Raw genomic sequence first — 21,073 nt, forward strand, 5'->3', positions numbered from 1 at the left:
AGCCCATGCGTTGAGCGCGCGATCTGTAAGCCCTGGGAGTATCGTCATGGCCGTCACGCTCAAGCCGCTATCCGAACAGACCATCGTCATTACCGGCGCCTCGTCCGGCATCGGTCTCGCCACCGCCCGCCGCGCCGCACGCGAGGGCGCCCGCGTCCTGTTGGTCGCCCGCAACGAGGACGCATTGCGCGAGGCGGTCGAGGGGATCCGCCTGCGTGGCGGCAAGGCCGACCACCTCGCCATCGACGTTACCGCTGCCGATGCGCCCGAACGGATCGGGGCGAAGGCGCGCGAAGCGTTCGGCGGGTTCGACACCTGGGTCAACGATGCCGCCGTCGCGCTCTATGCCCGGCTGGAGGAAACCAGCGTCGACGAACAGCGCCGGGTGTTCGATGTCGGCTATTTCGCGATGGTCGCCGCGTCGCTCTATGCCGCGCGCGAACTGACCGCGCGCGGGGGTGGTGCGATCGTCAATATCGGATCGATCCTGTCGGACCGTTCGGTTCCGGTGCAGGGCGCGTACAGCGCGATGAAGCATGCGGTGCAGGGCTTTACCGAAGCCTTCCGCATGGAGATCGAGGCCGATGGCAAGCCGGTATCGGTGACCTTGGTCAAACCGGCGGCGATCGACACCCCCTATCCCGAACATGCCCGCAACCGCATGGATCAGCCCGCGCGCGTACCGCCCGTCGTCTATGATCCCGAACTGGTGGCCAAGGCGATCTGCTTTGCCGCCGCGCATCAGAAGCGCGACCTGACCGTCGGCGGGACCGGCATGGCGATGACCAAGATGAGCAACCTGCTGCCGCGCAGCGCCGACCGGTTCATGGAGAAATTCTTCAAGGAAGAGGCGCAGACCACCGACACCCCCGCCACGCCGGGTGCCAAGGACAATCTGTACGAGCCGCGCGCCGATGGCCGCGCCCGGTCGAATCAGGACCATTATGTCCGCAAGCAGAGCCTGGCGCTCGAAGCGCAGATGCGGCCGTGGACGACCGCAGCGCTGCTCGGCGGGATCGGCGTAGCGGCGGGCATGCTGCTGTCGCTGCGCGGATCGACGCCGCGTCGGCGGAATGACGAACCGAAGCTGCTCCCCCCGCCCCGCGCGCATCAGGCGGACGGCACCGATGCCAGCGCGTCCTATGCCGCCGGGATTGCCGATGAAGGGACGGTTCCCGGCAGCGAGCCGGTATTCTCGGAACGCCCGGCAGGTTCGCCGGTCGCCCCGAACGCGGCGGAGATAAAGGTGGCGCAGCCGTAAGGGCGCACCCGCGCTCTGATCGTCACCCCGGGCTTGCCCCGGGGTCCCGCTTCTTGTGCTGCCGTTGGAAGGAAGCGGGACCCCGGATCAAGTCCGGGGTGACGTCCTTCTATCGAACGGTCAGCACGCCATCACTCGCCCGGGCCGCGCATCAGCTTGCGGATGAAGCCGATCACGCCGGTCTGGCGCGACCGGCGCAGGCGTTCGGCGGCGAGGATCGTCTGCACCTTGCGGAAGCAATCCTCGACATCGTCGTTGACCAGCACATAGTCATAGCCGTCCCAATGGCTGACCTCGGCCGCGGCGCGGGCCATGCGGCCCTCGATTACGTCCGCGCTGTCGGTGTTGCGCGACACGAGCCGCTGGCGCAGTTCGGCCATCGACGGCGGCAGGATGAAGACGCGCACCACATCGCCGCCAGCGATCTGGAACAATTGCTGCGCACCCTGCCAGTCGATATCGAACAGCACGTCCTTGCCGGCGCTCAGCATCGCTTCGACCGGCGCGCGCGGCGTGCCGTAGCGGTTGTCGAACACATGCGCCCATTCGAGGAATTCATGGTCGGCGACCATGCGGCGGAATTCCTCGAGATCGACGAAATGATATTCCTTGCCATCGGTCTCGCCCGGCCGGGGGGCGCGGGTGGTCGCCGACACCGACATGACGAGATCGTCCTCGGCGGCCAGCAGCTTGCGCGCAATGGTCGACTTGCCCGCGCCGGAGGGCGAGGACAGGACGAACAACACGCCGCGGCGCTTGAAACCGTGGAGGTCGGGGTCGGGCAGATGGCTCATGGACCGGCCTATTCGCGCGTACAGGCGGACGGCGTCAAGGGGCGACGGTACAAAGCCATCGCCCCTCGATCGGGTTCACACAGATGTGAAGGTCTGTCCGGCCGGTCGCGGGCGGCCCCGTCCGGCACCGGTCCGCCCGAGCCAGGCGGACCGGGTACGCGTCAGTAGCCGCGTCGCATCTTGTCCAGCTTGCGCCGGTCATAGGCCTTCTTGGCCACATAGCTGCCGCCCAGGATCATGCCGAGCGGCCCCATGCGGCGCATCGCGCTGCCCGCCAGCCAGCCCATCGCAGCACCCTTCGCACCACCACGTCCATCGCGGCGATCCATCTCACGCCCGACGAGCGCGCCGATAATCCGTCCGATCATGCTGCATCCTCCGTTTCGAAGAGTTGTTCCTTCAGTTCGGCGGCACCGCGCAATACGGCCCAGCCGACCGCATAGGTTATCGCCATGGGCACGACGACTTTCAGTACATTGGCGACAATGGCACCCTTGATCGCACCATCGACGCTCGAATCATCGTCGCCGCTCATCTTGTCGATGGCCGCTCCGACCAATGCGCCTATCGTCGTCGCACCCATATTTTCCTCACCGAAGTTATACGGTTACAGCGCAGGAAGCGCCCGGATGTTCCCTGTCGGCGCACCATCGGCGCCACGCCCTCACCCCATCGCCGACGCCAAAGTTCACTAAGTTCACACTCACCGCGTTTTCGCAGCCTCGCGCGCCACGGTCGTCAAACAATGGCAAACCAACTCGGCACGACAATCCCCAGCAGGCAGCATGGCATTCGTCCGCCGTGTAGGAAAGCGGCCGGCAATAGCGGCTATCCGACCATCGTCTCCGGCCGGACCAGCCGGTCGAACGTCGCCTCGTCGACCAGTCCCAGCGCCAGTCCCGCCTCGCGCAGCGTCAGCCCTTCGCCATGGGCGTGTTTGGCGATCTTGGCGGCATTGTCATAGCCGATCTCGGGCGCCAGCGCGGTGACCAGCATCAGCGAGCGTTCGACCAGTTCGCCGATCCGCGCGCGGTTCGGTTCGATCCCGTCGACGCAACGCTCGGCAAAGCTGGTCATGCCGATCGCCAGCAGATCGATCGATCGCAAAACCGCCGCGCCGATCAGCGGCTTGAACACGTTCAGCTCCAGATGCCCCTGCATGCCGCCGACCGTCACCGACAGGTGATTGCCCATCACCTGCGCGGCGACCATCGTCAGCATCTCGCACTGGGTCGGGTTGACCTTGCCCGGCATGATCGAGCTGCCCGGTTCGTTGGCGGGCAGATCGATCTCGCCCAGCCCGGAGCGCGGGCCGGACCCCAGCAGGCGGATGTCGTTGGCGATCTTGGTCAGCGCCACCGCCAGCGTGTTGAGCGTGCCCGACAGTTGCACGAGCGGGTCGTTCGACGCGAGAGCCTCGAACTTGTTGGGCGCGGTGACGAAGGCATGGCCGGTGATCGCCGCGATTTCCGCCGCAACCGCCTCGGCGAACCCCGCCGCGGCGTTAAGGCCGGTGCCGACCGCCGTGCCGCCCTGCGCCAGGCGCAACAGATCGCCTTCCGCCGACCGCAACCGGCGATAGGCGTCGCGCAACTGCGCGACATAGCCCGAAAACTCCTGACCCAGCGTCAGCGGCGTTGCGTCCTGCAAATGAGTGCGGCCGATCTTGACGATATCTGCCCAGTCCCGTGCCTTGGCCTCCAGCGATCCTGCGAGACGATCGAGCGCCGGGAGCAGGTCGCGGTTGAGCGCCACCACCGCCGCGACATGCAGCGCGGTCGGGAAGCTGTCGTTCGACGACTGGCCCTTGTTGACGTGATCGTTCGGATGGACCGGCGATTTGCCGCCGCGCTTGCCCGTCAGCGCTTCGTTGGCGCGGCCGGCGATGACTTCGTTGGCGTTCATGTTCGACTGGGTGCCGCTGCCGGTCTGCCAGATGACCAGCGGGAACTGGTCGTCGAGCCTGCCGGCGATCACCTCGCCCGCCGCCGCCTCGATCGCGTCGGCGAGTGTGGCGTCGAGGCCATGGGCACGGTTCACCCGCGCTGCCGCCTGCTTCACGATGGCGAGGGCATGGACGATGCCGATCGGCATTCGTTCGGACGGGGGGAACGGGAAATTCTCGATCGATCGTTCGGTCTGCGCACCCCAGTAAGCGGCGGCGGGAACCTCGATCGCGCCGATCGAGTCGGTTTCGGTACGGGTATCGGTCATGCCGACAAAAACCCGTGGCCGCGTCAGTCGATCCGTTTCGACAGGAAGAAGCGCGCGTGGCCCGGCGGAAAATCGTCGATCGTGCCGAAATGGCCGAACCCCAGCTTTTCGTAGAAGCCGCGCGCCTGGAAACTGAAGGTGTCGAGCCAGATGCCGATGCATCCTGCATCCCGCGCCAGCGTCTCGGCCCGCTGCATCAGCTCGCGGCCGATGCCCTGCCGCTTATGGTCGGGCGATACCGCCAGAAATTCGACGAACAGCCAGCGATAGCCGATCTTGCCCCACAGTCCGCCGGTGATCGTGCCGGCGTCGTCCCGGACGACGATCGCCACCTGCTGCCGTTCGGTCGGCCCGACCGAGGCTTCGTTATGCGCGACCAGGATGCGCAGGATCGCGTCGCGCTCGGCCTCGCCGGGCGAAGCGACGATCTCGATCGTCACTTCTTGCGCTTGAAATCCACCGCGACGACGTTCGACCCGTCCTCGCTGGTCGCGATCGGCGCGTCGTTTTCGGGCGGGTCGTGCGGTTCGGGTTCGTCGCCCGGCTCGTCATTCGCCTGAAAGCGCAGTTCGAAATTGACCGCGGGATCGTGGAAGCCGGTGATCGCGGCATAGGGGATGACGAGGGTCGACGGGATGCCGCCGAAGCTCAAACCCACCGAAAAGCGTTCACCATCGACGGTCAGGTCCCAGAAGCGATGCTGGATGACGATCGTCATCTCGTCCGGAAAGCGTTCGATCAGCCGCTTGGGGATGTCGACGCCGGGGGCCTGGGTCTTGAAGGTGATATAGAAGTGATGCTCGCCCGGCAGCGCGCCGGTGGCGGACACCTGCCCGAGGACGCGGCCGACGACGGCGCGCAGGGCTTCCTGGACGATCTCGTCATAAGGGATCAGGCTGTCTGCGACGGGCTGGCTCATGGCGCCTTGGGTAGCGGCGTTTGCCGGTCCGTCAAGATTCGTTGCGTTGCATGGGCCCCGCCACACGCTATGGAGACGCCCATGCGCATTGCCACCATCGCCCGCACGACCAGCGAGACGTCGATCGACGTCACGGTCAATCTCGACGGTACCGGCATCTATGACGTGTCGACCGGGGTCGGATTCTTCGACCATATGCTCGAACAGCTGTCGCGGCATTCGCTGATCGACCTGACCGTGCGGACCAAGGGCGACCTGCATATCGATGCGCACCACACGGTCGAGGATACCGGCATCGCGATCGGCGAGGCGTTCGCCAAGGCGCTGGGCGACAAGCGCGGCATCCGCCGCTATGGCGACGCGCTGTCGCCGATGGACGAGACGCTGACCCGCGTGGCATTGGACATTTCCGGCCGTCCGTGGCTGGTGTGGAAGGTGCAGTTCACCCAGGCGCAGCTCGGCACGATGGATACCGAGATGTTCGGCCATTTCTGCCACAGCTTCGCCCAGGCCGCCGGCATCACGCTGCATGTCGAGACGCTGTACGGCACCAACAACCACCATATCGCCGAGAGCATCTTCAAGGGGCTGGCGCGCGCCCTGCGCACCGCGACCGAGATCGACCCGCGCAAGGCCGATGCCATCCCGTCGACCAAGGGAGTATTGTGACATGGTAGCCCGTCCGATGCAGCCGATGTGCCTGGCAATGCTGAGCTATGTGAAGCCGCTGGACGAAGTCGACGTCCACCGCGACGCGCATGTCGCGTGGATCAAGGCGGCGATGGACGAGGGCACGATGCTGCTGGCCGGGCGTCGCAACCCGCCGACCGGCGGCGTGCTGCTGTTCCGGGGGGAAGAAGACGCGGTGCGCGCGGTTGCCGAGACCGATCCGTTCGTGGTCAACGGCGTCGCCACGGTCGAGGTCGTCGCCTTCACCATGACGCTGGCGATGGACCAGATCGGCCAGCTGTTTTGATCGCACTGATCGATTACGGCGCGGGCAATCTCCAGTCGGTCGCCAATGCGCTGAAGGCAGCGGGTGCGGCCGATCTGGCGATTACCGCCGACCCCGATGCGGTCGCGAAGGCCGACCGGATCGTGCTGCCCGGCGTCGGCGCCTTTGCCGCGTGCATGAACGGGCTGACCGCGATCCCCGGCATGGTCGAGGCGATGCGGTCGCGGGTGCTGGACGGCGGCGTGCCGTTTCTGGGCGTGTGCGTCGGCATGCAGTTGTTGGCGACTACCGGCGAGGAGTTCGGCAGCCATGCCGGCCTCGGCTGGATCGAAGGCACCGTCCGTCGCCTGACCCCCGCCCCCGGCGTCACCGTGCCGCATATGGGCTGGAACGACGTGGTGCCGGTCCGCGAGCACCCGCTGCTGATGCCCGGCGAAGCCTATTTCCTGCACAGCTATGCGTTCGAGGGCGAGGATGTACTGGCCACGACCGACCATGGCGGCCCGGTGACCGCGGCGATCGGCCGCGACAACATCCTCGGCGCGCAGTTCCACCCCGAAAAGAGCCAGCGCTACGGATTGGCGCTGCTGGAGAGGTTTCTCGAATGGCGTCCCTGACGGTTTTTCCGGCAATCGACCTCAAAGGCGGACAGGTCGTCCGTCTGGCCGAGGGCGATATGGACCGTGCCACGGTCTATGGCGACGATCCCGCGCATCAGGCGACATTGTTCGCCGATGCGGGGGCGGATCATCTGCACGTCGTCGATCTGGACGGCGCCTTTGCCGGACAGTCGGTCAATGGCGATGCGGTGGCGGGTATCCTCAAGGCGTTTCCGGGCCGGGTGCAGCTGGGCGGCGGCATCCGCAACCGCGCCAATGTCGACCGCTGGCTCGACCTCGGCGTCGCGCGGGTCGTGATCGGCACCGCCGCGCTGGAAGACCCCGATTTCGTGCGCGAAGCCGCCGCCGCCTGTCCGGGGCGGATCGTGGTGGCGGTCGACGCATGGGACGGCATGGTCGCGACGCGCGGCTGGGCGGATGTGTCGACGGTGTCGGTCACCGAGCTCGCCCGCCGGTTCGAGGATGCCGGCGTCGCTGCTGTCCTGTTCACCGATGTCGGGCGCGATGGGATGCTGAAAGGTTGCAATGTCGAGGCGACTGCCGCGCTGGCCGCCGCCGTATCGATCCCGGTCATCGCCAGCGGCGGGGTCGCGGGGATCGAGGACATCCATGCGCTGAAGGGCAAGCCCGGCATCGAAGGCGTCATCACCGGCCGGGCGCTGTATGACGGTCGCCTCGAACTCGCCGAAGCGATCCGGGTCGCTGCCGCATGACGGTGCGGGCGCGGGTCATTCCCTGCCTCGACGTCCATGCCGGGCGGGTGGTGAAGGGCGTGAACTTCGTCGAACTGCGCGATGCCGGCGATCCGGTCGAGCAGGCGCGCGCCTATGATGCGGCGGGCGCGGACGAACTGACGTTCCTCGATATCGGCGCCAGCCATGAAGGGCGCGACACGATCATCGACGTGGTGCGGCGGACGGCGGAGGTGTGCTTCATGCCGCTGACCGTGGGGGGCGGCGTGCGATCGCCCGACGATGCCCGCGCGCTGCTGCTGGCCGGGGCGGACAAGGTCGCGGTCAATTCCGCCGCCGTGGCACGGCCCGAACTGGTGGCGGACATCGCCGACCGCTTCGGCAGCCAGTGCGTCACCGCCTCGGTCGATGCCCGCCGGGTCGAGGGGCGCTGGGAAGTGTTCACCCATGGCGGTCGCCGCGCGACGGGGATCGATGCGGTCGAACATGCGCTGAAACTAGCGGAACTGGGTGCGGGCGAATTGCTGGTGACGTCGATGGACCGCGACGGGACGCGCGACGGCTATGACCTCAACCTGATCCGGACGATCGCCGACGCCGTGTCGGTGCCGGTGGTGGCGTCGGGCGGGGTCGGTACGCTCGACCATCTGGTCGCGGGCGTGACGCAGGGACATGCCAGCGCGGTGCTGGCGGCGTCGATCTTTCATTTCGGGGAAGCGTCGGTGGCGGACGCGCACGCCGCGCTGGCGGCGGCTGGGGTGCCGGTACGGTCGCACTAAGATCCTCCCCGTGCCGGGGAGGATTTTCAGGCCTCGCAAAACCCCCTACAGCCGCCCCATGGCCACTACCGCCCTCGCCGCCCATTCGGGCATTGCGCCGCCCCGCGAAGGCTTTGCCTTTTCCGACGTCGCGACGTTCGTCGCCTTCGTCTTCATGGTGGTGCTGGCGCGGCGGGCGATCCGCAATCGGCAACGCAGGAACAGGGACTGACATGGACGCCTTCGACCGGCTCGAATCGGTGATCGCCAGCCGGATCGGCGGCGATCCCACCCAATCCTATGTCGCGAAGCTGCACGCGCGCGGCACGGCGAAGATCGCGCAGAAGGTCGGCGAGGAAGCGGTCGAATGCGTCATCGCGGCGTGCGGCAACGACCGCGCCGGGCTGATCGGCGAGGCCGCAGACCTGATATTCCACCTGACGCTGCTGCTGCAGACCCAGGGCATCGCGCTGGACGATGTCCGCGCTGAACTGACCCGCCGCGACGGGCTGTCGGGCATCGCTGAAAAAGCGTCCCGTCCCAAGGAGTAAGTCCATGCCGATCGACGCGACCCAGCCCTATGACGCCGACAATATCTTCGCCCGCATCCTGCGCGGGGAGATACCGGCCAAGCGGGTATATGAGGACGAACATGCCCTCGCCTTTCATGATATCGCCCCGCAGGCGCCGGTGCATGTGCTGGTGATCCCCAAGGGCGCTTATGTGTCGTGGGACGATTTTTCCGCCCGCGCACCCGATGCCGAAATCGCAGGATTCGTCCGCGCCGTGGGCCATGTCGCGCGCGAGCATGGGCTGGTCGAACCGGGCTATCGCCTGCTCGCCAATATCGGCGGACATGGCGGACAGGAGGTGCCGCACCTGCACGTCCATCTGTTCGGCGGCGCGCCGCTGGGACCGATGCTGGCGCGATAGGACAGCTTTATTGCACGAAAGGAATTGCGCGGGGCGGATTTGCGGGTAGGTTTACGCCTTTGTAATCTCGCGGCCCCGCAAGAAGGCGCCGCGTTTGGGGGGCCTGCATGATTTTTGGCCGTATCAAGCCACTCGATGCGATCCTTGCGACCGCAGAGAAGAAATCGCTTACCCGCACCCTGGGTGCGTTCCAGCTGACCATGCTGGGCGTCGGCGCCATCATCGGCACCGGCATCTTCGTTCTGACCGCCGAAGCCGCGCAGAAGGCGGGACCAGGCATGATGATCTCGTTCATCATCGCCGGCCTCGTCTGCGCGGTCGCCGCCCTGTGCTACGCCGAAATGTCGTCGATGGTCCCGGTATCGGGATCGGCCTATACCTACAGCTATGCCGTCATGGGCGAGATGCTGGCCTGGATGGTCGGCTGGGCGCTGGTGCTAGAATATGCGGTCGCCGCCGGTGCCGTATCGGTCGGCTGGTCGGGCTATTTCGTCGGGTTGCTCAGGGAATTTGCCGGTATCGACCTGCCCACCGCGCTGACGCTCGGCCCGATCGATGGCGGCATCATCAACGTGCCTGCCTTCATCATCGCGCTGCTCGTCACCTGGCTGCTGGTGATCGGGACCAAGGAATCGGCGTTCATCAACGCGATCCTCGTCGCGGTGAAGATCGGTGCGCTGATCCTGTTCTGCGCGCTGGCGCTGCCGGTGATGCAGTCGAAGAATTTCGAGCCGTTCGCGCCGTTGGGCTTCGGTGGCATTTCCGCCGCCGCCGCGTCGATCTTCTTCGCATATGTCGGGTTCGACGCGGTGTCGACCGCGGCCGAGGAGACGAAGAACCCGCAACGCAACATGCCGATCGGCCTGATCGGCAGCCTTGCCATCTGCACCATCTTCTACATCCTCGTCGCTGCCGGCGTCATCGGCACGGTCGGCGCGCAGCCGCTGGTCGATGCCGCGGGCAAGGGCATCGCGCCGGGCAGCACCGAACTGGCCGCCGCCTGCGCCAATATCGGCAGCCAGGCCGTCGTCTGCTCGAAGGAAGCGCTGGCATGGACGCTGCGCGAGATCGGCTGGCAGCAGGTCGGCAACCTGATCGGCCTCGCCGCCGGGCTGGCGCTGCCCAGCGTCGTGCTGATGATGATGTTCGGCCAGACACGCATCTTCTTCGTGATGAGCCGTGACGGTCTGCTCCCGGCCAAGCTGTCGAAGGTGCACCCGAAATACGGCACGCCGCATGTGGTGACGATCATCACCGGCGTGTTCGTCGCCTTCTTCGCCGCACTGTTCCCGGTCGGGGCGCTGGCCGATATCTCGAACTCGGGCACGCTGTTCGCGTTCGCCATGGTCGCGATCGCGGTGCTGGTGCTGCGCAAGACCGATCCGAACCGTCGCCGTCCGTTCCGCACCCCGGCGGTCATGGTCGTCGCTCCGCTGGCGGTCGCCGGCTGCATCTACCTGTTCTTCAGCCTGTCCTTCTACACGCTGGCGCTGTTCTTCGGCTGGGCGTTCTTCGGGCTGCTGGTGTATTTCGGCTATAGCCGCTCGCGCAGCCATGTCGGCCGCGGCATCGTCGACACCCATGAGGACGATGCGGGCGTTCCGCCCCTGCCGGTGCCGCCGCTGCCGGGCGGTCCCAAGGACTGATCGGCAACGACGCTTCGATACAGGAAGGGCCGGGGAATCGCTTCCCCGGCCCTTTCTTTTTGTCGGTGATGGATGGGCGGATCAGCCGTCCAGCTTGTCGGCCATCAGCTTCGTCAGGTCGACCTCGGGACGCGCCCCATAGTGCGAGATGATCTCGGCGGCGCACAGCGCACCGAGCTTCAGCGAGCGTTCGATGTCATAGCCGTGCGACTGGCCGTGCAGGAAGCCGGCGGCGAACAGGTCGCCCGCGCCGGTCGTGTCGACCACGCGCTCGATCGGCTGCGCGGGCACGCTGGTCCGCTGGCCTTCGGTCACCGCGATGGCGCCATGTTCGCCGCGCGTGACGACCAGCACCGGCACCTGGCCGGCGATCTTGTCCACCGCCGCGTCGAAGTCCTCGACCTTCGCCAGCGCGAGCAGCTCGTTCTCGTTGGCGAAGAGGATGTCGACCTGCCCCTCGGCGATCAGCGCGCGGAAGTCGTCGCCGTGGCGCGAGATGCAGAAGGTGTCCGACAGGGTGAAGGCGACCTTGCGCCCGGCATCGCGTGCGATGCGGATGCCGGCGCGCATCGCGGCGCGCGGCTCTTCCGGGTCCCACAGATAGCCTTCGAGATACAGGATCGCGCCGCTGGCGATCAGGTCGGCATCCAGCGCCGCTTCGGGCAGGAACTGCGACGCGCCGAGAAAGGTGTTCATCGTGCGCTGCCCATCGGGCGTGACGAAGATCATGCAGCGCGCGGTCGCCGGCTCGCCCGCACGCACAGCGGTGTCGAAGCGGACGCCGGCGGCGCGGATGTCATGCGCGAATACCGCCCCCAGCTGATCGTCGGCGACCTGCCCGATGAAGCCGGTCTTGCCGCCCAGCGCGGCGATGCCGGCAACGGTGTTCGCGGCCGACCCGCCCGACACTTCGCGGCCCGGGCCCATCTTGGCATAGAGCGCGTCGGCATCGGCCGGCGAGAAGACGAGCTGCATCGACCCCTTGGTCATGCCCTCCGCTGCAAGGAACGCGTCGTCGGACTGGGCAAGGATATCGACGATGGCGTTGCCGATCGCAACGACGTCGAGCGTGGGCTGGGTCAATCAAGGTCTCCGAAGAATATCGCCCGGCGACGTCGCGCGGACATTGGTTCGGGCGTTAGCCAGCGGCGCGCGCGCTAGCAAGCGGCAGTCCGGTCGGGCGTTGACGCGCCCTCTGCGCGCCACCATCGTCGGGTGCATGATCGAGAGCTTTTTCCTGTCCGTCGCGCAGCTTGGCGACCGTGCGTTCCTGCGGGTGCTGGCGAAATCGCTGGCGCTCACCCTGGTCCTGCTGGCACTGGTCGGTGCCGGGCTCGCGTGGGGGGCGCATTGGGCGGTGGCGGACTGGTTCGTGATGGGCGACGATGCCGGCGCGCTGGCGGCGATCGCCGCCGGGATCGCGGCGATCGGCCTCGCGTGGCTGCTGTTCCGCGTCGTCGCGATCGCCGTCATCGGCCTGTTCGCCGACGAGGTGGTCGAAGCGGTCGAGGCGAAACATTATCCCGCCGCGCTGGCGAGCGCACGGCCCGTCCCGCTTGGCCGGTCGCTGGCGATGAGTGGCAAGTCGGTGGTGCGGACGGTGCTGGTGAACCTGTTCTTCGTGCCGCTCTACCTGCTGTTGCTGGCGACGGGCATCGGGACGGCGGCGGTGTTCTTCGTCGTCAATGGATGGCTGCTGGGGCGCGACCTGTCGGACATGGTCGCGGCGCGCCATTTGCCGCCCCCGGCGATGGCCGCCGAACGTTCCGCCAGCGGCGGGCGGCGGTTTCTTCTGGGACTCGTGGGAACCGGATTGCTGTTGATACCGTTTGTGAATTTCGTTGCGCCGCTGATCGGCGCCGCGATGGCGACGCATGGGTTTCATCGTCGCCGTAGATAAGGGGGTGGGAATGCGTAGCGTTGGGATCGGCGTAGCCTTGGCGCTGACCGTTTCCGCCTGTGCCACGCCCGGTCCCGTCGTTCGTCAGAACGCCCTGCCCGCACCGCCGACGCCAAGCTATGGCACGATCGGCCTCGAACGGGTCATGGGCCAGAATGCCAATGCCCTGACCCAGCTGCTCGGCCAGCCCCTGCTCGACCTGACCGAAGGCGCCGGCCGCAAGCTGCAGTTCGGATCGAATATCTGCGTCCTCGACGCCTATCTCTATGCCCCCCAGCAAGGCGGTGTCCCGGTGGTGCGTCACGTCGACGCCCGCCAGCGCACCGGCGCGCCGATCGACCGCGCGAGCTGCGTCGCGGCGCTGACGCGCAAGGGGGGCGGACGCTGACCCGAACCGATGCGGCCGACCCGATCCAGTCGTTACGCGCATCCCGATATCTATTGTCCCTTTCACGCAGGAAAGTTCTACCATGTCCAAGATCGTTCCCGTGATCCTGTCCGGCGGATCCGGTACGCGCCTGTGGCCCATGTCGACGCCGGAAACGCCCAAGCAGATGCTGGCGCTGACTGCCGAATCGACCATGTTGCAGCTGACCGCGCAGCGCGCCATCGGTGACGGCTTCGACGCCCCGATCGTCGTCGCCAACCGGCGGCACGCCGACATGATCGACGCCCAGTTGCGCGTCATCAAGTCCTCGCCCAGTGCGATCATCCTCGAACCCGCCGGGCGCAATACCGCCCCGGCGATCGCCCTTGCCGCCCTGGCGGCGGGTGGCGGGGATGCCATTCTGCTCGTCATGCCGTCGGACCATGTCATCGCCGATGTCGATGCCTTTCACGACGCGGTGCGCCGCGCGCTGCCCAAGGTGCAGGAAGGCTGGCTCGCGACCTTCGGCATTTCGCCCGACGCGCCCGAGACCGGCTATGGCTGGATCCAGGCGGGCGAGGCGATCGCCGAGGGCGTGCACCGGGTCGCGCGCTTCGTCGAGAAGCCGCCGCTGGACGCGGCACAGGCGATGCTGGCGGCCGGCGACCATGTGTGGAACGGCGGCATCTTCCTGTTCCGTGCCGACCGCTATCTGGCGGAATTGGGCCAGCACGAACCGACCATGCTGGCCGCGTGCGAACAGGCGATGCAACAGGCGACGCAGGACGGCAACCGCATCGCCCCCGATGCCGCCGAGTTCGCCCGCGCGCCGTCGCAGTCGATCGACTATGCGGTGATGGAAAAGGCCGAGCGGGTCGTCGTCGTGCCGGTCGCGATGGGCTGGAACGACCTTGGCAGCTGGGATGCGCTGCACGCGATCAGCACCCATGACGACGGCGGCAACGTGCATCATGGCGAGGTGATCGCGATCGACACCCATGACTGCCTGGTGCGCAGCGACGGCATCCGCGTGGCGATGGTCGGTGTGTCGGACCTGATCGTGGTGGCCAGCGGCAACGACCTGCTGATCCTGCCGCGCGGACGCAGCCAGGACGTCAAGAAGCTGGTCGAAGCGCTGAAATAATCCCCTACCGGTGCGGCCCGACCGCCGCGCCGATCCTGCCGGAGTAGAACATGAAGCAACTGGTAGCCTTCGACCTCGACGGAACGCTGGCCGAAAGCAAGCAGCAGCTGACCGAGGCCATGGGCGAGGCGCTGGCCGACCTGCTCGGCGTCGCGCATGTCGCGATCATTTCGGGCGGCGACTGGCCGCAGTTCGAAAAGCAGGTCGCGACCCGCCTGCCCGAACGCGCCGACCTGTCGCGGCTGTGGATGATGCCGACCAGCGGCACCAAGCTGTACACCTATGGCGACGGCCGCTGGAACACGGTCTATGCCGACCTGTTCGACGACGACACCAAGGCCAAGATTCTCGAGGCGTTCGACGCCGCGCTGGAGGCGACCGGCTTCGTTCCCGAACAGACCTGGGGCGAACGGATCGAGGATCGCGGCAGCCAAATCACCTTCTCGGCGCTGGGCCAGCAGGCACCGATCGACGCCAAGGAGCATTGGGACCCCAAGTTCGAGAAGCGCAAGATCATCCAAGCCGACCTGAAACAGCGCCTGCCGGGCCTGTCGATCAACATGGGCGGCGCGACGTCGATCGACGTCACCAAGGAAGGCGTCGACAAGGCGACCGGTCTGGCCAAGCTGGCCGATATCAGCGGCATCGCCACCGACGCCATGCTGTTCATCGGCGATGCGATCTTCCCCGGCGGCAACGACTATGCGCCCAAGGCTGCCGGCATGGACACGGTCAAGATCCGCGACCCGCAGGAAACGCTGGCGGTGATCGAGGCGATCGTCGCCTGTCAGAAGTGACCACTCGGCCCCGCCCCGCCGCGCGGCGGGGCCGATGCTTCGCACATATCGTGCCGGATTGGGGCTGAACGCGCGCCGTAAACCGTTGGGAACGGTACGGAAGCGGCGAGATGCCCGATTGCCAAGCCGTGACGAGTCGGACTAGGGCGGCGGACAAGTTATTCGGGAAGGACATCCGTTGGGCAAGCGTATCGCCGGTTTCGACGGATTGCGGGCGATCGCAGCGATTGCCGTCGTGTTCTGCCACACCGTTGCCGGGCGGACCCAGATCGGCGGCTATGCCGTCAACCTGTTCTTTGCGCTCAGCGGCTTCCTGATCCTGTCGATCCTGTACGATACGCGGCGGTCGATCGAGCGGCGCGAGATCGCGGTCGGGACCGCGCTCGGCAATTTCTGGACGCGGCGGTTCGCGCGGATCTGCCCGGTCTATTATGTCGTGCTGGCGTTCGCGCTGCCCTGGCTGGTGTCGACCGGACAGATGCCGCTGGAACACACGCCGGCCTATATCGCCTATGTCCAGAACTACCTGATCCTGTGGACCGGCGAATGGGGCGCGTTCGGCTATACCTGGACGCTGGCGGTCGAGCAGCAATTCTACGTCCTGTCGGCGGCGGCGGTGCTGCTGACCCCGTCCCAACAGCACCGCCCGTTGCTGGGCGCAATGGCGGTGATCCTGCTCGTCGCTGCGCTGGCGCTGGGGCAGATGCCGTGGCTGATCTCCGCCTTCAGCGTCGATCGGCTCCCGTTGGTCGGCTTCTCGATGGCGTCGGCCGGCGGCTGGCTGGCGCTGTCGTGGCGCGAGGGACGGTCGTTCGGCGGCCTGCTAAGCTTCCCGGCCTTTGTCGTCGCGCTCGCGATCTGCGCGGTGCTGGCGCCGATCCCGGCTGCGTGGCTGAGCGGCAACCCGATCACGCTGTTCGCGCAGCCGATCGTGCAGCTGGTCGCGGTGTGCGTGATCCTCGGCCATATCGTCACGCACCAGCAGTCGGCGGTGGTCCGCTTCCTCGACCATCGCATCCTCAAATTCTACGGGGCGATCTCGTACAGCCTGTATCTGTGCCACGGCATCCTCGCCGACCAGCTGAAGGAAATTTGGTTCGAAGCCAATCTGGGGATCGGCGTGGTCAATTTCGCGGTCGAGCGGCTGTCCTATTTCGCGTTCATCCTGGGCATTTCGACGGTGATCGCGACGCTGCTGTGGACCTATGTCGAGCGGGTTTTCCACAAGAGCCGCCCGGCCGTCCCGGCGGCACCGCTGGCGACGGCGTAGCGCCCGGTCGTCGCCGCGCCGGGCGAGGCGGTGGTCCAAAGTTCACTAAGTTCACACTAGTGCGCTGTTTGCGTCATACGCCAAGCGCTGCCGCTGGCGACCGACAAATCGACATCGAGAAAGAGCGGTAGTGCTTATGGCATCGTTGGGATGCTGTAGGACAGCCGCGATGTTTTCGAAGGGCACCCGGCGCTTCCCGAGGCGGACCCCACCCGACGGGTATCAGGTCTTGACGGTCGGTCATCAGCCGACGACCTCGGCGAACACGTCGCACCGCGAACCGGCACATTGCGGCGTGACGGTGACGACGACCGGTCCGTCGAACAGTGCGGCTGGATAATAGGTCCGCGTTTCGGCCGTCGGCAGGACGGTAAGGCCGATCCGGCGGCATGCCGCGCGATAGCGATCGAGGAGGGCAGCGGCGGACGAGGTGGTACGGTAGCTTCCCGATGCATCCTCGTTCTGCATGCCGTCGCGGTCGTGCTGGCGGAATTCGATGACCGCGCCGGCGCCGGGCGGGGCGCCGAGCTGACGGAAATAGCGGGCGGCGACCGTTTCGTCCCCCGTCCCGACGCCGCGGCGATCGGTACAGCCCGCCAGACGCTTCGCCGGTCGAACGCCGTACACCTGATATGACGGCACAGGTGCCGAATGCCGTGTGGTCGGGCAAGCGCACCGACCGCCATTCACGCCCGCCGCTCCGCCAAACGAAAAGAGCCGCGCCTCCCTTGTCGGGAGACGCGGCCCTTGTCGGCCGTCGGGCTTGACCGCTTAGGCGGCCAGCTTGCGCAGCACGTACTGGAGGATGCCGCCGTTCAGGAAATATTCCAGTTCGTTGACGGTATCGATCCGGCACTTGGTCAGGAAGGTTTCGGTCGTGCCGTCGGCGCGGACCATGATGACTTCCACGTCCTGACGCGGGCGCAGGTTGGCGACGCCCTGGATCGTGAAGGTCTCGTCGCCGGTCAGGCCGAGGGTCTGACGGGTTACGCCTTCGGCGAACTGCAGCGGCAGCACGCCCATGCCGACGAGGTTCGAACGGTGGATACGCTCGAAGCTCTCGGTGATGACCGCGCGGACGCCCAAGAGGTTGGTGCCCTTCGCCGCCCAGTCGCGCGACGAGCCGGTGCCATATTCCTTGCCGGCGATGACGACCAGCGGGGTGCCGTCGGCCTTGTGGCGCATCGCCGCGTCGTAGATCGGCATGACTTCGCCGTCATAGCGGCTCATGCCGCCTTCGACGCCGGGGACCATTTCGTTCTTGATGCGGATGTTCGCGAAGGTGCCGCGAACCATGACATTGTCGTTGCCGCGGCGGGCGCCGTAGCTGTTGAAGTCGGCGCGCGAAACCTGCCGCTCCATCAACCACTTACCCGCAGGGCTGTCCGCCTTGATCGAACCGGCGGGCGAGATGTGGTCGGTGGTGATCGAATCGCCGAGGATCGCGAGCGGCTTTGCCTCGATGATGTCGGCCACCGGGTTCGGCGTCATCGTAAGCCCCTGAAAATAGGGCGGATTGGCGATGTAGGTGCTCGCCGTCGGCCACTTGTAGGTGTCCGAGCCCTCGACCGAGATGCCCGCCCAGTGCTTGTCACCGGCATAGACGTTGCCGTAGCGCGAACGGAACATGCCGTCGTCGATGTTGGCGGCCATGAGGTCGGCGACCTCTTCGTTCGACGGCCAGATGTCCTTCAGATACACGTCCTGCCCGTCCGAGCCCTGCCCGATCGGGGTCGACACCATATCCTCGGTCACGGTGCCCTTCAGCGCATAGGCCACGACGAGCGGCGGCGAGGCGAGGAAGTTGGCGCGGACATCGGCCGACACGCGGCCTTCGAAGTTGCGGTTGCCCGACAGGACCGAGGCGGCGACGATGTCGTTGCCGTTGATCGCCGCCGAGATCGGGGCGGCCAGCGGGCCCGAATTGCCGATGCAGGTGGTGCAGCCATAGCCGACGAGGTTGAAGCCGACCGCGTCGAGATCCTGGGTCAGGCCCGCCTTGTCGAGATAATCGGTGACGACCTGGCTACCCGGGGCCAGCGACGTCTTGACCCACGGCTTGGGCTTGAGGCCGAGCTTGTTCGCCTTGCGCGCGACGAGGCCGGCGGCGACCAGCACCGACGGGTTCGAGGTGTTGGTGCAGCTGGTGATCGCGGCGATCACGACGTCGCCGTCGCCGATGTCATGGGCTTCACCCTCGACCGCGACGCGGACGGGTGCGTCCTTCTTGTACACCTTGGTCAGGTCGCCGTTGAACACGTCGTCGACGCTGGGCAGTTCGACGCGGTCCTGCGGACGCTTGGGACCGGCGAGCGACGGCACGACGGTCGACATGTCGAGTTCGAGCGTGTCGGTGAAGATCGGGTCGACGGCGTTCTCGTCGCGCCAGAAGCCGTTGGCCTTGGCATAGGCTTCGGTCAGTGCGATCACTTCCTCGGGACGCGCGGTCAGGCGCATATAGTCGATCGTCTTGTCATCGACCGGGAAGAAGCCGCAGGTCGCGCCATATTCCGGCGCCATGTTGGCGATAGTCGCACGGTCGGCGAGCGTCATCGACGACAGGCCCGGACCGTAGAATTCGACGAAGCGGCCGACCACGCCCTTGGCGCGCAGCATCTGCGTGACGGTCAGCACGAGGTCGGTGGCGGTGATGCCTTCCTGCAGCTTGCCGGTCAGCTTGAAGCCGACGACTTCCGGGATCAGCATCGACACCGGCTGGCCGAGCATCGCCGCTTCCGCTTCGATGCCGCCCACGCCCCAGCCGAGCACGCCCAGACCATTGACCATCGTCGTATGGCTGTCGGTGCCGACCAGCGTGTCGGGATAGGCGATCGTGCCCGAACCGTCGGTCGATTCCGACGACCATACCGCCTGGGCGACATATTCGAGGTTGACCTGATGGCAGATGCCGGTGCCCGGCGGCACGACCGAGAAATTGTCGAGCGCCTTCGAACCCCACTTGAGAAACTCATAGCGTTCGATGTTGCGCTGATATTCCAGCTCGACATTCTCTTCCGCCGCGGTCGGCGTGCCGAATTCGTCGACCATGACCGAGTGGTCGATGACGAGGTGGACGGGAACCTGCGGGTTGATCTTGCCCGCGTCGCCGCCGAGCGTGGTGATCGCATCACGCATCGCGGCCAGATCGACGACGCAGGGAACGCCGGTAAAGTCCTGCATCAGCACGCGCGCCGGGCGATACTGGATTTCGCGGTCCGACCGGGCATCCTTCTGCCAGTCGACGATCGCCTGCGCATCTTCGCCGGTCACGGTCACGCCGTCTTCGAAGCGGAGCATGTTCTCCAGCAGCACCTTCATCGAGAAGGGCAGCCGCGACACGTCGCCGAGCTTGGCCGACGCCTTGGCCAGCGAATAATAAGAATAGGTCTTGCCGCCGACAGTGAGCGTGTCGCGGGTGCCGAGCGTGTCCTGGCCAATGGCGGTCATGCGGATCCTTCCCAGTTGGTCGCGGGCGGGATCGATCGGCCGGGGGCCGTCGACGGAATGGCCGCCGCGGGTAGGTTATCGAGCTGTACCGGTGGCCCTTAGCAACCGGGTTCCTTCGGGGGAAGTGGGTGAATCCGCGTTCGGGACGGCAGAAGCGATCTTTATCAGATCATAAATGCTTTCGCTTTGCAATAGCGATAGTGCGGGTGCTGCGGTGCTTCGATGTTCGGCGATGACCGGGGAATGTCGTCATCGAACGGCCGGAATCCACGGACGCCGACGTTTCGGCTGGGCTCGCACCGCCAGCGTATATGGACTCCCGCCTGCGCGGGAGTGACGAACGACGAGGGAGCGGCGTTGCTGCTCCCGCGAACGGGGTATCTGGCGGACCTAGTCCTTTACCGACCATGTACGGGTCCGGCGGTCATACACGGCCGTACTGCCGATCGAGACGCTATCGGCATCCCAGTAGAGCCGGCCATTGCCCGAAAGTTCGATGGGCGCGTTCGATGCGATCACCGTGCCATCCGGCTCGATATAGCGCGCGACGACCGGTATTTCGAAGTCGCGTGTCCGCCACGCCTGCCACCGCGCCGGAGTGTAGAGTTCGACGACGCCCCGCCCGTCAGGGGCTGCCGTACGCCGGTACAGCGTCGAGCCGCCGAGCAGGTAGAGCGCGAACGACAGCAGGAGAAGCAGCGCGATGACGAGCGCGATGCGTCGATGGCGTCGGCGGATCATGCGGCAAACTCCATGATGACCGGCCGTAGCAGACGGCGCCGGCCGATCCCGCTATAGATGGTGAAGTCGCCGCCCCGGCCATAATGGCTCCGCCAATCGCGGAACGACGCGTTGCCTACCGACCAGTAACGCTGAGCGAACACGCCGTTGCCGCCGTTCCTGGCCGTTTCCCGAACCACCTGAATATCCGGTGCGAAGACCGCGCCCGGCTGAGGCCGGTCGGACCCCAGCTGCCAAGCATCTGATCCCCGTTGAAATCATAGGTGTCGCGCAGATAGGTGCCGACTTCGTCGATGGTCAGGCGGATGCGGGCAGCGGGCAGCGGCACGGCATCGCCGGCAACCGCAATCTTGACCGATCCCCGCCCGATCGCGGCGTAGAAATCATCGACATCGCCGAACAAGGCGGATTCGATCCTCTGGAAATTCAGTTGGCAGGTCTGGTCGGCGCGTGCCGGCCCGGCGGCGAACCAGCGCTCCATGACGGCGGCGCCGACCGGCCAACCTTCCTGCCGCATCGCGCGCGGTATGTCGGTCAGGGTGAAGACCATGCTGTCGCTCCGTCGTCCTCGCCAGGGCAGCGTAGGGGCAGATCGGTCCGACGCCCAGATGTTCG

The 21,073-nt window shown here is 66.5% G+C and carries 26 protein-coding genes; 15 read left to right on the plus strand and 11 right to left on the minus strand.

What is annotated here, in order from left to right; genetic code table 11:
* The first annotated feature begins 46 nt into the window (after window positions 1-46).
* The gene (locus tag CA237_RS04405; RefSeq protein ID WP_066688572.1) at window positions 47-1,261 is read left to right on the plus strand and encodes an SDR family oxidoreductase; all 1,215 of its coding nucleotides are present in this window, start codon (window positions 47-49) and stop codon (window positions 1,259-1,261) included.
* 131 nt (window positions 1,262-1,392) lie between these two features.
* Here the strand turns inward: CA237_RS04405 and gmk are convergent, their stop codons facing one another.
* The 6 genes from gmk to CA237_RS04435 all read right to left on the minus strand — a co-directional run bounded on the left by gmk (window position 1,393) and on the right by CA237_RS04435 (window position 5,188).
* Window positions 1,393-2,055 (minus strand): guanylate kinase, encoded by a 663-nt coding sequence (gene gmk, locus CA237_RS04410; protein WP_066688570.1) that lies wholly within the window; start codon window positions 2,053-2,055, stop codon window positions 1,393-1,395.
* Between the two features lie 161 nt (window positions 2,056-2,216).
* Window positions 2,217-2,423 (minus strand): hypothetical protein, encoded by a 207-nt coding sequence (locus tag CA237_RS04415; RefSeq protein ID WP_066688569.1) that lies wholly within the window; start codon window positions 2,421-2,423, stop codon window positions 2,217-2,219.
* Window positions 2,420-2,638 (minus strand): hypothetical protein, encoded by a 219-nt coding sequence (locus tag CA237_RS04420; RefSeq protein ID WP_066688568.1) that lies wholly within the window; start codon window positions 2,636-2,638, stop codon window positions 2,420-2,422. The genes CA237_RS04415 and CA237_RS04420 overlap by 4 nt, the downstream gene beginning before the upstream one ends.
* Before the next feature lie 245 nt (window positions 2,639-2,883).
* The gene (fumC, locus tag CA237_RS04425; RefSeq protein ID WP_126013097.1) at window positions 2,884-4,269 is read right to left on the minus strand and encodes a class II fumarate hydratase; all 1,386 of its coding nucleotides are present in this window, start codon (window positions 4,267-4,269) and stop codon (window positions 2,884-2,886) included.
* Window positions 4,270-4,292: 23 nt separating this feature from the next.
* Window positions 4,293-4,709 (minus strand): GNAT family N-acetyltransferase, encoded by a 417-nt coding sequence (locus CA237_RS04430; protein WP_126013099.1) that lies wholly within the window; start codon window positions 4,707-4,709, stop codon window positions 4,293-4,295.
* A complete protein-coding gene (locus tag CA237_RS04435; RefSeq protein ID WP_066688560.1) occupies window positions 4,706-5,188 on the minus strand; it encodes a ClpXP protease specificity-enhancing factor SspB in 483 nt (160 codons plus the stop codon). Before CA237_RS04435 ends, CA237_RS04430 begins: the two co-directional genes overlap by 4 nt.
* A gap of 81 nt (window positions 5,189-5,269) precedes the next feature.
* Here CA237_RS04435 and hisB point away from each other — a divergent pair, with 81 nt between their 5' ends.
* The 9 genes from hisB (at window position 5,270) to CA237_RS04475 (ending at window position 10,792) form a co-directional block, all read left to right on the plus strand.
* On the plus strand, window positions 5,270-5,857 hold the full coding sequence (hisB, locus tag CA237_RS04440; protein WP_126013102.1) for an imidazoleglycerol-phosphate dehydratase HisB: 588 nt from the start codon (window positions 5,270-5,272) through the stop codon (window positions 5,855-5,857).
* A gap of 1 nt (window position 5,858) precedes the next feature.
* Entirely contained in the window at window positions 5,859-6,164 is a 306-nt protein-coding gene (locus CA237_RS04445; RefSeq protein WP_066688559.1) for a YciI family protein, read from the plus strand.
* Entirely contained in the window at window positions 6,161-6,760 is a 600-nt protein-coding gene (hisH, locus tag CA237_RS04450; protein WP_126013105.1) for an imidazole glycerol phosphate synthase subunit HisH, read from the plus strand. The genes CA237_RS04445 and hisH overlap by 4 nt, the downstream gene beginning before the upstream one ends.
* On the plus strand, window positions 6,748-7,476 hold the full coding sequence (gene hisA, locus CA237_RS04455; protein WP_066688557.1) for a 1-(5-phosphoribosyl)-5-[(5-phosphoribosylamino)methylideneamino]imidazole-4-carboxamide isomerase: 729 nt from the start codon (window positions 6,748-6,750) through the stop codon (window positions 7,474-7,476). Before hisH ends, hisA begins: the two co-directional genes overlap by 13 nt.
* Complete coding sequence (gene hisF, locus CA237_RS04460) at window positions 7,473-8,234, plus strand: imidazole glycerol phosphate synthase subunit HisF (protein WP_066688556.1); 762 nt, start codon at window positions 7,473-7,475, stop codon at window positions 8,232-8,234. Before hisA ends, hisF begins: the two co-directional genes overlap by 4 nt.
* A gap of 58 nt (window positions 8,235-8,292) precedes the next feature.
* A complete protein-coding gene (locus CA237_RS19575) occupies window positions 8,293-8,445 on the plus strand; it encodes a hypothetical protein (protein ID WP_157092676.1) in 153 nt (50 codons plus the stop codon).
* 1 nt (window position 8,446) lies between these two features.
* Window positions 8,447-8,764: a phosphoribosyl-ATP diphosphatase gene (locus tag CA237_RS04465; protein WP_066688555.1), complete on the plus strand. Its 318-nt coding sequence runs from the start codon at window positions 8,447-8,449 to the stop codon at window positions 8,762-8,764.
* Window positions 8,765-8,768: 4 nt separating this feature from the next.
* Window positions 8,769-9,146, plus strand: a complete 378-nt coding sequence (locus CA237_RS04470; RefSeq protein WP_066688553.1) for a histidine triad nucleotide-binding protein — start codon at window positions 8,769-8,771, stop codon at window positions 9,144-9,146.
* A gap of 107 nt (window positions 9,147-9,253) precedes the next feature.
* The gene (locus tag CA237_RS04475; RefSeq protein ID WP_066688552.1) at window positions 9,254-10,792 is read left to right on the plus strand and encodes an amino acid permease; all 1,539 of its coding nucleotides are present in this window, start codon (window positions 9,254-9,256) and stop codon (window positions 10,790-10,792) included.
* Window positions 10,793-10,873: 81 nt separating this feature from the next.
* Here the strand turns inward: CA237_RS04475 and CA237_RS04480 are convergent, their stop codons facing one another.
* Window positions 10,874-11,875, minus strand: a complete 1,002-nt coding sequence (locus CA237_RS04480; protein ID WP_066688550.1) for an adenosine kinase — start codon at window positions 11,873-11,875, stop codon at window positions 10,874-10,876.
* A gap of 100 nt (window positions 11,876-11,975) precedes the next feature.
* On the opposite strand from CA237_RS04480, the gene CA237_RS04485 reads away from it, so the two are divergent.
* The 5 genes from CA237_RS04485 to CA237_RS04505 all read left to right on the plus strand — a co-directional run bounded on the left by CA237_RS04485 (window position 11,976) and on the right by CA237_RS04505 (window position 16,270).
* Window positions 11,976-12,692, plus strand: coding sequence for an EI24 domain-containing protein (locus CA237_RS04485; protein ID WP_346773493.1), 717 nt, complete (start codon window positions 11,976-11,978; stop codon window positions 12,690-12,692).
* Window positions 12,693-12,702: 10 nt separating this feature from the next.
* Window positions 12,703-13,080, plus strand: a complete 378-nt coding sequence (locus CA237_RS04490) for a hypothetical protein (protein ID WP_066688543.1) — start codon at window positions 12,703-12,705, stop codon at window positions 13,078-13,080.
* Window positions 13,081-13,162: 82 nt separating this feature from the next.
* Window positions 13,163-14,203 carry a mannose-1-phosphate guanylyltransferase/mannose-6-phosphate isomerase gene (locus CA237_RS04495; protein WP_084401309.1) on the plus strand — a complete coding sequence of 347 codons (1,041 nt, stop codon included), beginning with the start codon at window positions 13,163-13,165 and terminating at the stop codon, window positions 14,201-14,203.
* A 50-nt stretch (window positions 14,204-14,253) separates the two neighbouring features.
* Window positions 14,254-15,000 carry an HAD-IIB family hydrolase gene (locus CA237_RS04500; RefSeq protein ID WP_066688542.1) on the plus strand — a complete coding sequence of 249 codons (747 nt, stop codon included), beginning with the start codon at window positions 14,254-14,256 and terminating at the stop codon, window positions 14,998-15,000.
* Window positions 15,001-15,178: 178 nt separating this feature from the next.
* A complete protein-coding gene (locus CA237_RS04505; RefSeq protein ID WP_164523830.1) occupies window positions 15,179-16,270 on the plus strand; it encodes an acyltransferase in 1,092 nt (363 codons plus the stop codon).
* A gap of 243 nt (window positions 16,271-16,513) precedes the next feature.
* Here the strand turns inward: CA237_RS04505 and CA237_RS04510 are convergent, their stop codons facing one another.
* The 4 genes from CA237_RS04510 to CA237_RS04525 all read right to left on the minus strand — a co-directional run bounded on the left by CA237_RS04510 (window position 16,514) and on the right by CA237_RS04525 (window position 21,008).
* Entirely contained in the window at window positions 16,514-16,912 is a 399-nt protein-coding gene (locus tag CA237_RS04510; protein ID WP_126013114.1) for a hypothetical protein, read from the minus strand.
* A gap of 129 nt (window positions 16,913-17,041) precedes the next feature.
* Entirely contained in the window at window positions 17,042-19,717 is a 2,676-nt protein-coding gene (gene acnA / locus CA237_RS04515; protein ID WP_126013117.1) for an aconitate hydratase AcnA, read from the minus strand.
* A 390-nt stretch (window positions 19,718-20,107) separates the two neighbouring features.
* On the minus strand, window positions 20,108-20,458 hold the full coding sequence (locus CA237_RS04520) for a hypothetical protein (protein WP_066688535.1): 351 nt from the start codon (window positions 20,456-20,458) through the stop codon (window positions 20,108-20,110).
* A 115-nt stretch (window positions 20,459-20,573) separates the two neighbouring features.
* The gene (locus CA237_RS04525) at window positions 20,574-21,008 is read right to left on the minus strand and encodes a DUF6402 family protein (RefSeq protein WP_066688533.1); all 435 of its coding nucleotides are present in this window, start codon (window positions 21,006-21,008) and stop codon (window positions 20,574-20,576) included.
* Between the last annotated feature and the right edge of the window lie 65 nt (window positions 21,009-21,073).

Origin of the sequence: Sphingomonas sp. ABOLH (assembly GCF_003951715.1) — a bacterium.
GTDB classification, from domain to species: Bacteria; Pseudomonadota; Alphaproteobacteria; order Sphingomonadales; family Sphingomonadaceae; genus Sphingomonas; species Sphingomonas hankookensis_A.

Bases quoted from the DNA above. Each gene is read 5' to 3' on its own strand.
- CA237_RS04405 (WP_066688572.1), top strand. From the start codon at position 47: ATGGCCGTCACGCTCAAGCCGCTATCCGAACAGACCATCGTCATTACC.
- gmk (WP_066688570.1), bottom strand. From the start codon at position 2,055: ATGAGCCATCTGCCCGACCCCGACCTCCACGGTTTCAAGCGCCGCGGC.
- CA237_RS04415 (WP_066688569.1), bottom strand. From the start codon at position 2,423: ATGATCGGACGGATTATCGGCGCGCTCGTCGGGCGTGAGATGGATCGC.
- CA237_RS04420 (WP_066688568.1), bottom strand. From the start codon at position 2,638: ATGGGTGCGACGACGATAGGCGCATTGGTCGGAGCGGCCATCGACAAG.
- fumC (WP_126013097.1), bottom strand. From the start codon at position 4,269: ATGACCGATACCCGTACCGAAACCGACTCGATCGGCGCGATCGAGGTT.
- CA237_RS04435 (WP_066688560.1), bottom strand. From the start codon at position 5,188: ATGAGCCAGCCCGTCGCAGACAGCCTGATCCCTTATGACGAGATCGTC.
- hisB (WP_126013102.1), top strand. From the start codon at position 5,270: ATGCGCATTGCCACCATCGCCCGCACGACCAGCGAGACGTCGATCGAC.
- CA237_RS04445 (WP_066688559.1), top strand. From the start codon at position 5,859: ATGGTAGCCCGTCCGATGCAGCCGATGTGCCTGGCAATGCTGAGCTAT.
- hisA (WP_066688557.1), top strand. From the start codon at position 6,748: ATGGCGTCCCTGACGGTTTTTCCGGCAATCGACCTCAAAGGCGGACAG.
- hisF (WP_066688556.1), top strand. From the start codon at position 7,473: ATGACGGTGCGGGCGCGGGTCATTCCCTGCCTCGACGTCCATGCCGGG.
- CA237_RS19575 (WP_157092676.1), top strand. From the start codon at position 8,293: ATGGCCACTACCGCCCTCGCCGCCCATTCGGGCATTGCGCCGCCCCGC.
- CA237_RS04465 (WP_066688555.1), top strand. From the start codon at position 8,447: ATGGACGCCTTCGACCGGCTCGAATCGGTGATCGCCAGCCGGATCGGC.
- CA237_RS04470 (WP_066688553.1), top strand. From the start codon at position 8,769: ATGCCGATCGACGCGACCCAGCCCTATGACGCCGACAATATCTTCGCC.
- CA237_RS04475 (WP_066688552.1), top strand. From the start codon at position 9,254: ATGATTTTTGGCCGTATCAAGCCACTCGATGCGATCCTTGCGACCGCA.
- CA237_RS04490 (WP_066688543.1), top strand. From the start codon at position 12,703: ATGCGTAGCGTTGGGATCGGCGTAGCCTTGGCGCTGACCGTTTCCGCC.
- CA237_RS04495 (WP_084401309.1), top strand. From the start codon at position 13,163: ATGTCCAAGATCGTTCCCGTGATCCTGTCCGGCGGATCCGGTACGCGC.
- CA237_RS04500 (WP_066688542.1), top strand. From the start codon at position 14,254: ATGAAGCAACTGGTAGCCTTCGACCTCGACGGAACGCTGGCCGAAAGC.
- acnA (WP_126013117.1), bottom strand. From the start codon at position 19,717: ATGACCGCCATTGGCCAGGACACGCTCGGCACCCGCGACACGCTCACT.
- CA237_RS04520 (WP_066688535.1), bottom strand. From the start codon at position 20,458: ATGATCCGCCGACGCCATCGACGCATCGCGCTCGTCATCGCGCTGCTT.
- CA237_RS04525 (WP_066688533.1), bottom strand. From the start codon at position 21,008: ATGGTCTTCACCCTGACCGACATACCGCGCGCGATGCGGCAGGAAGGT.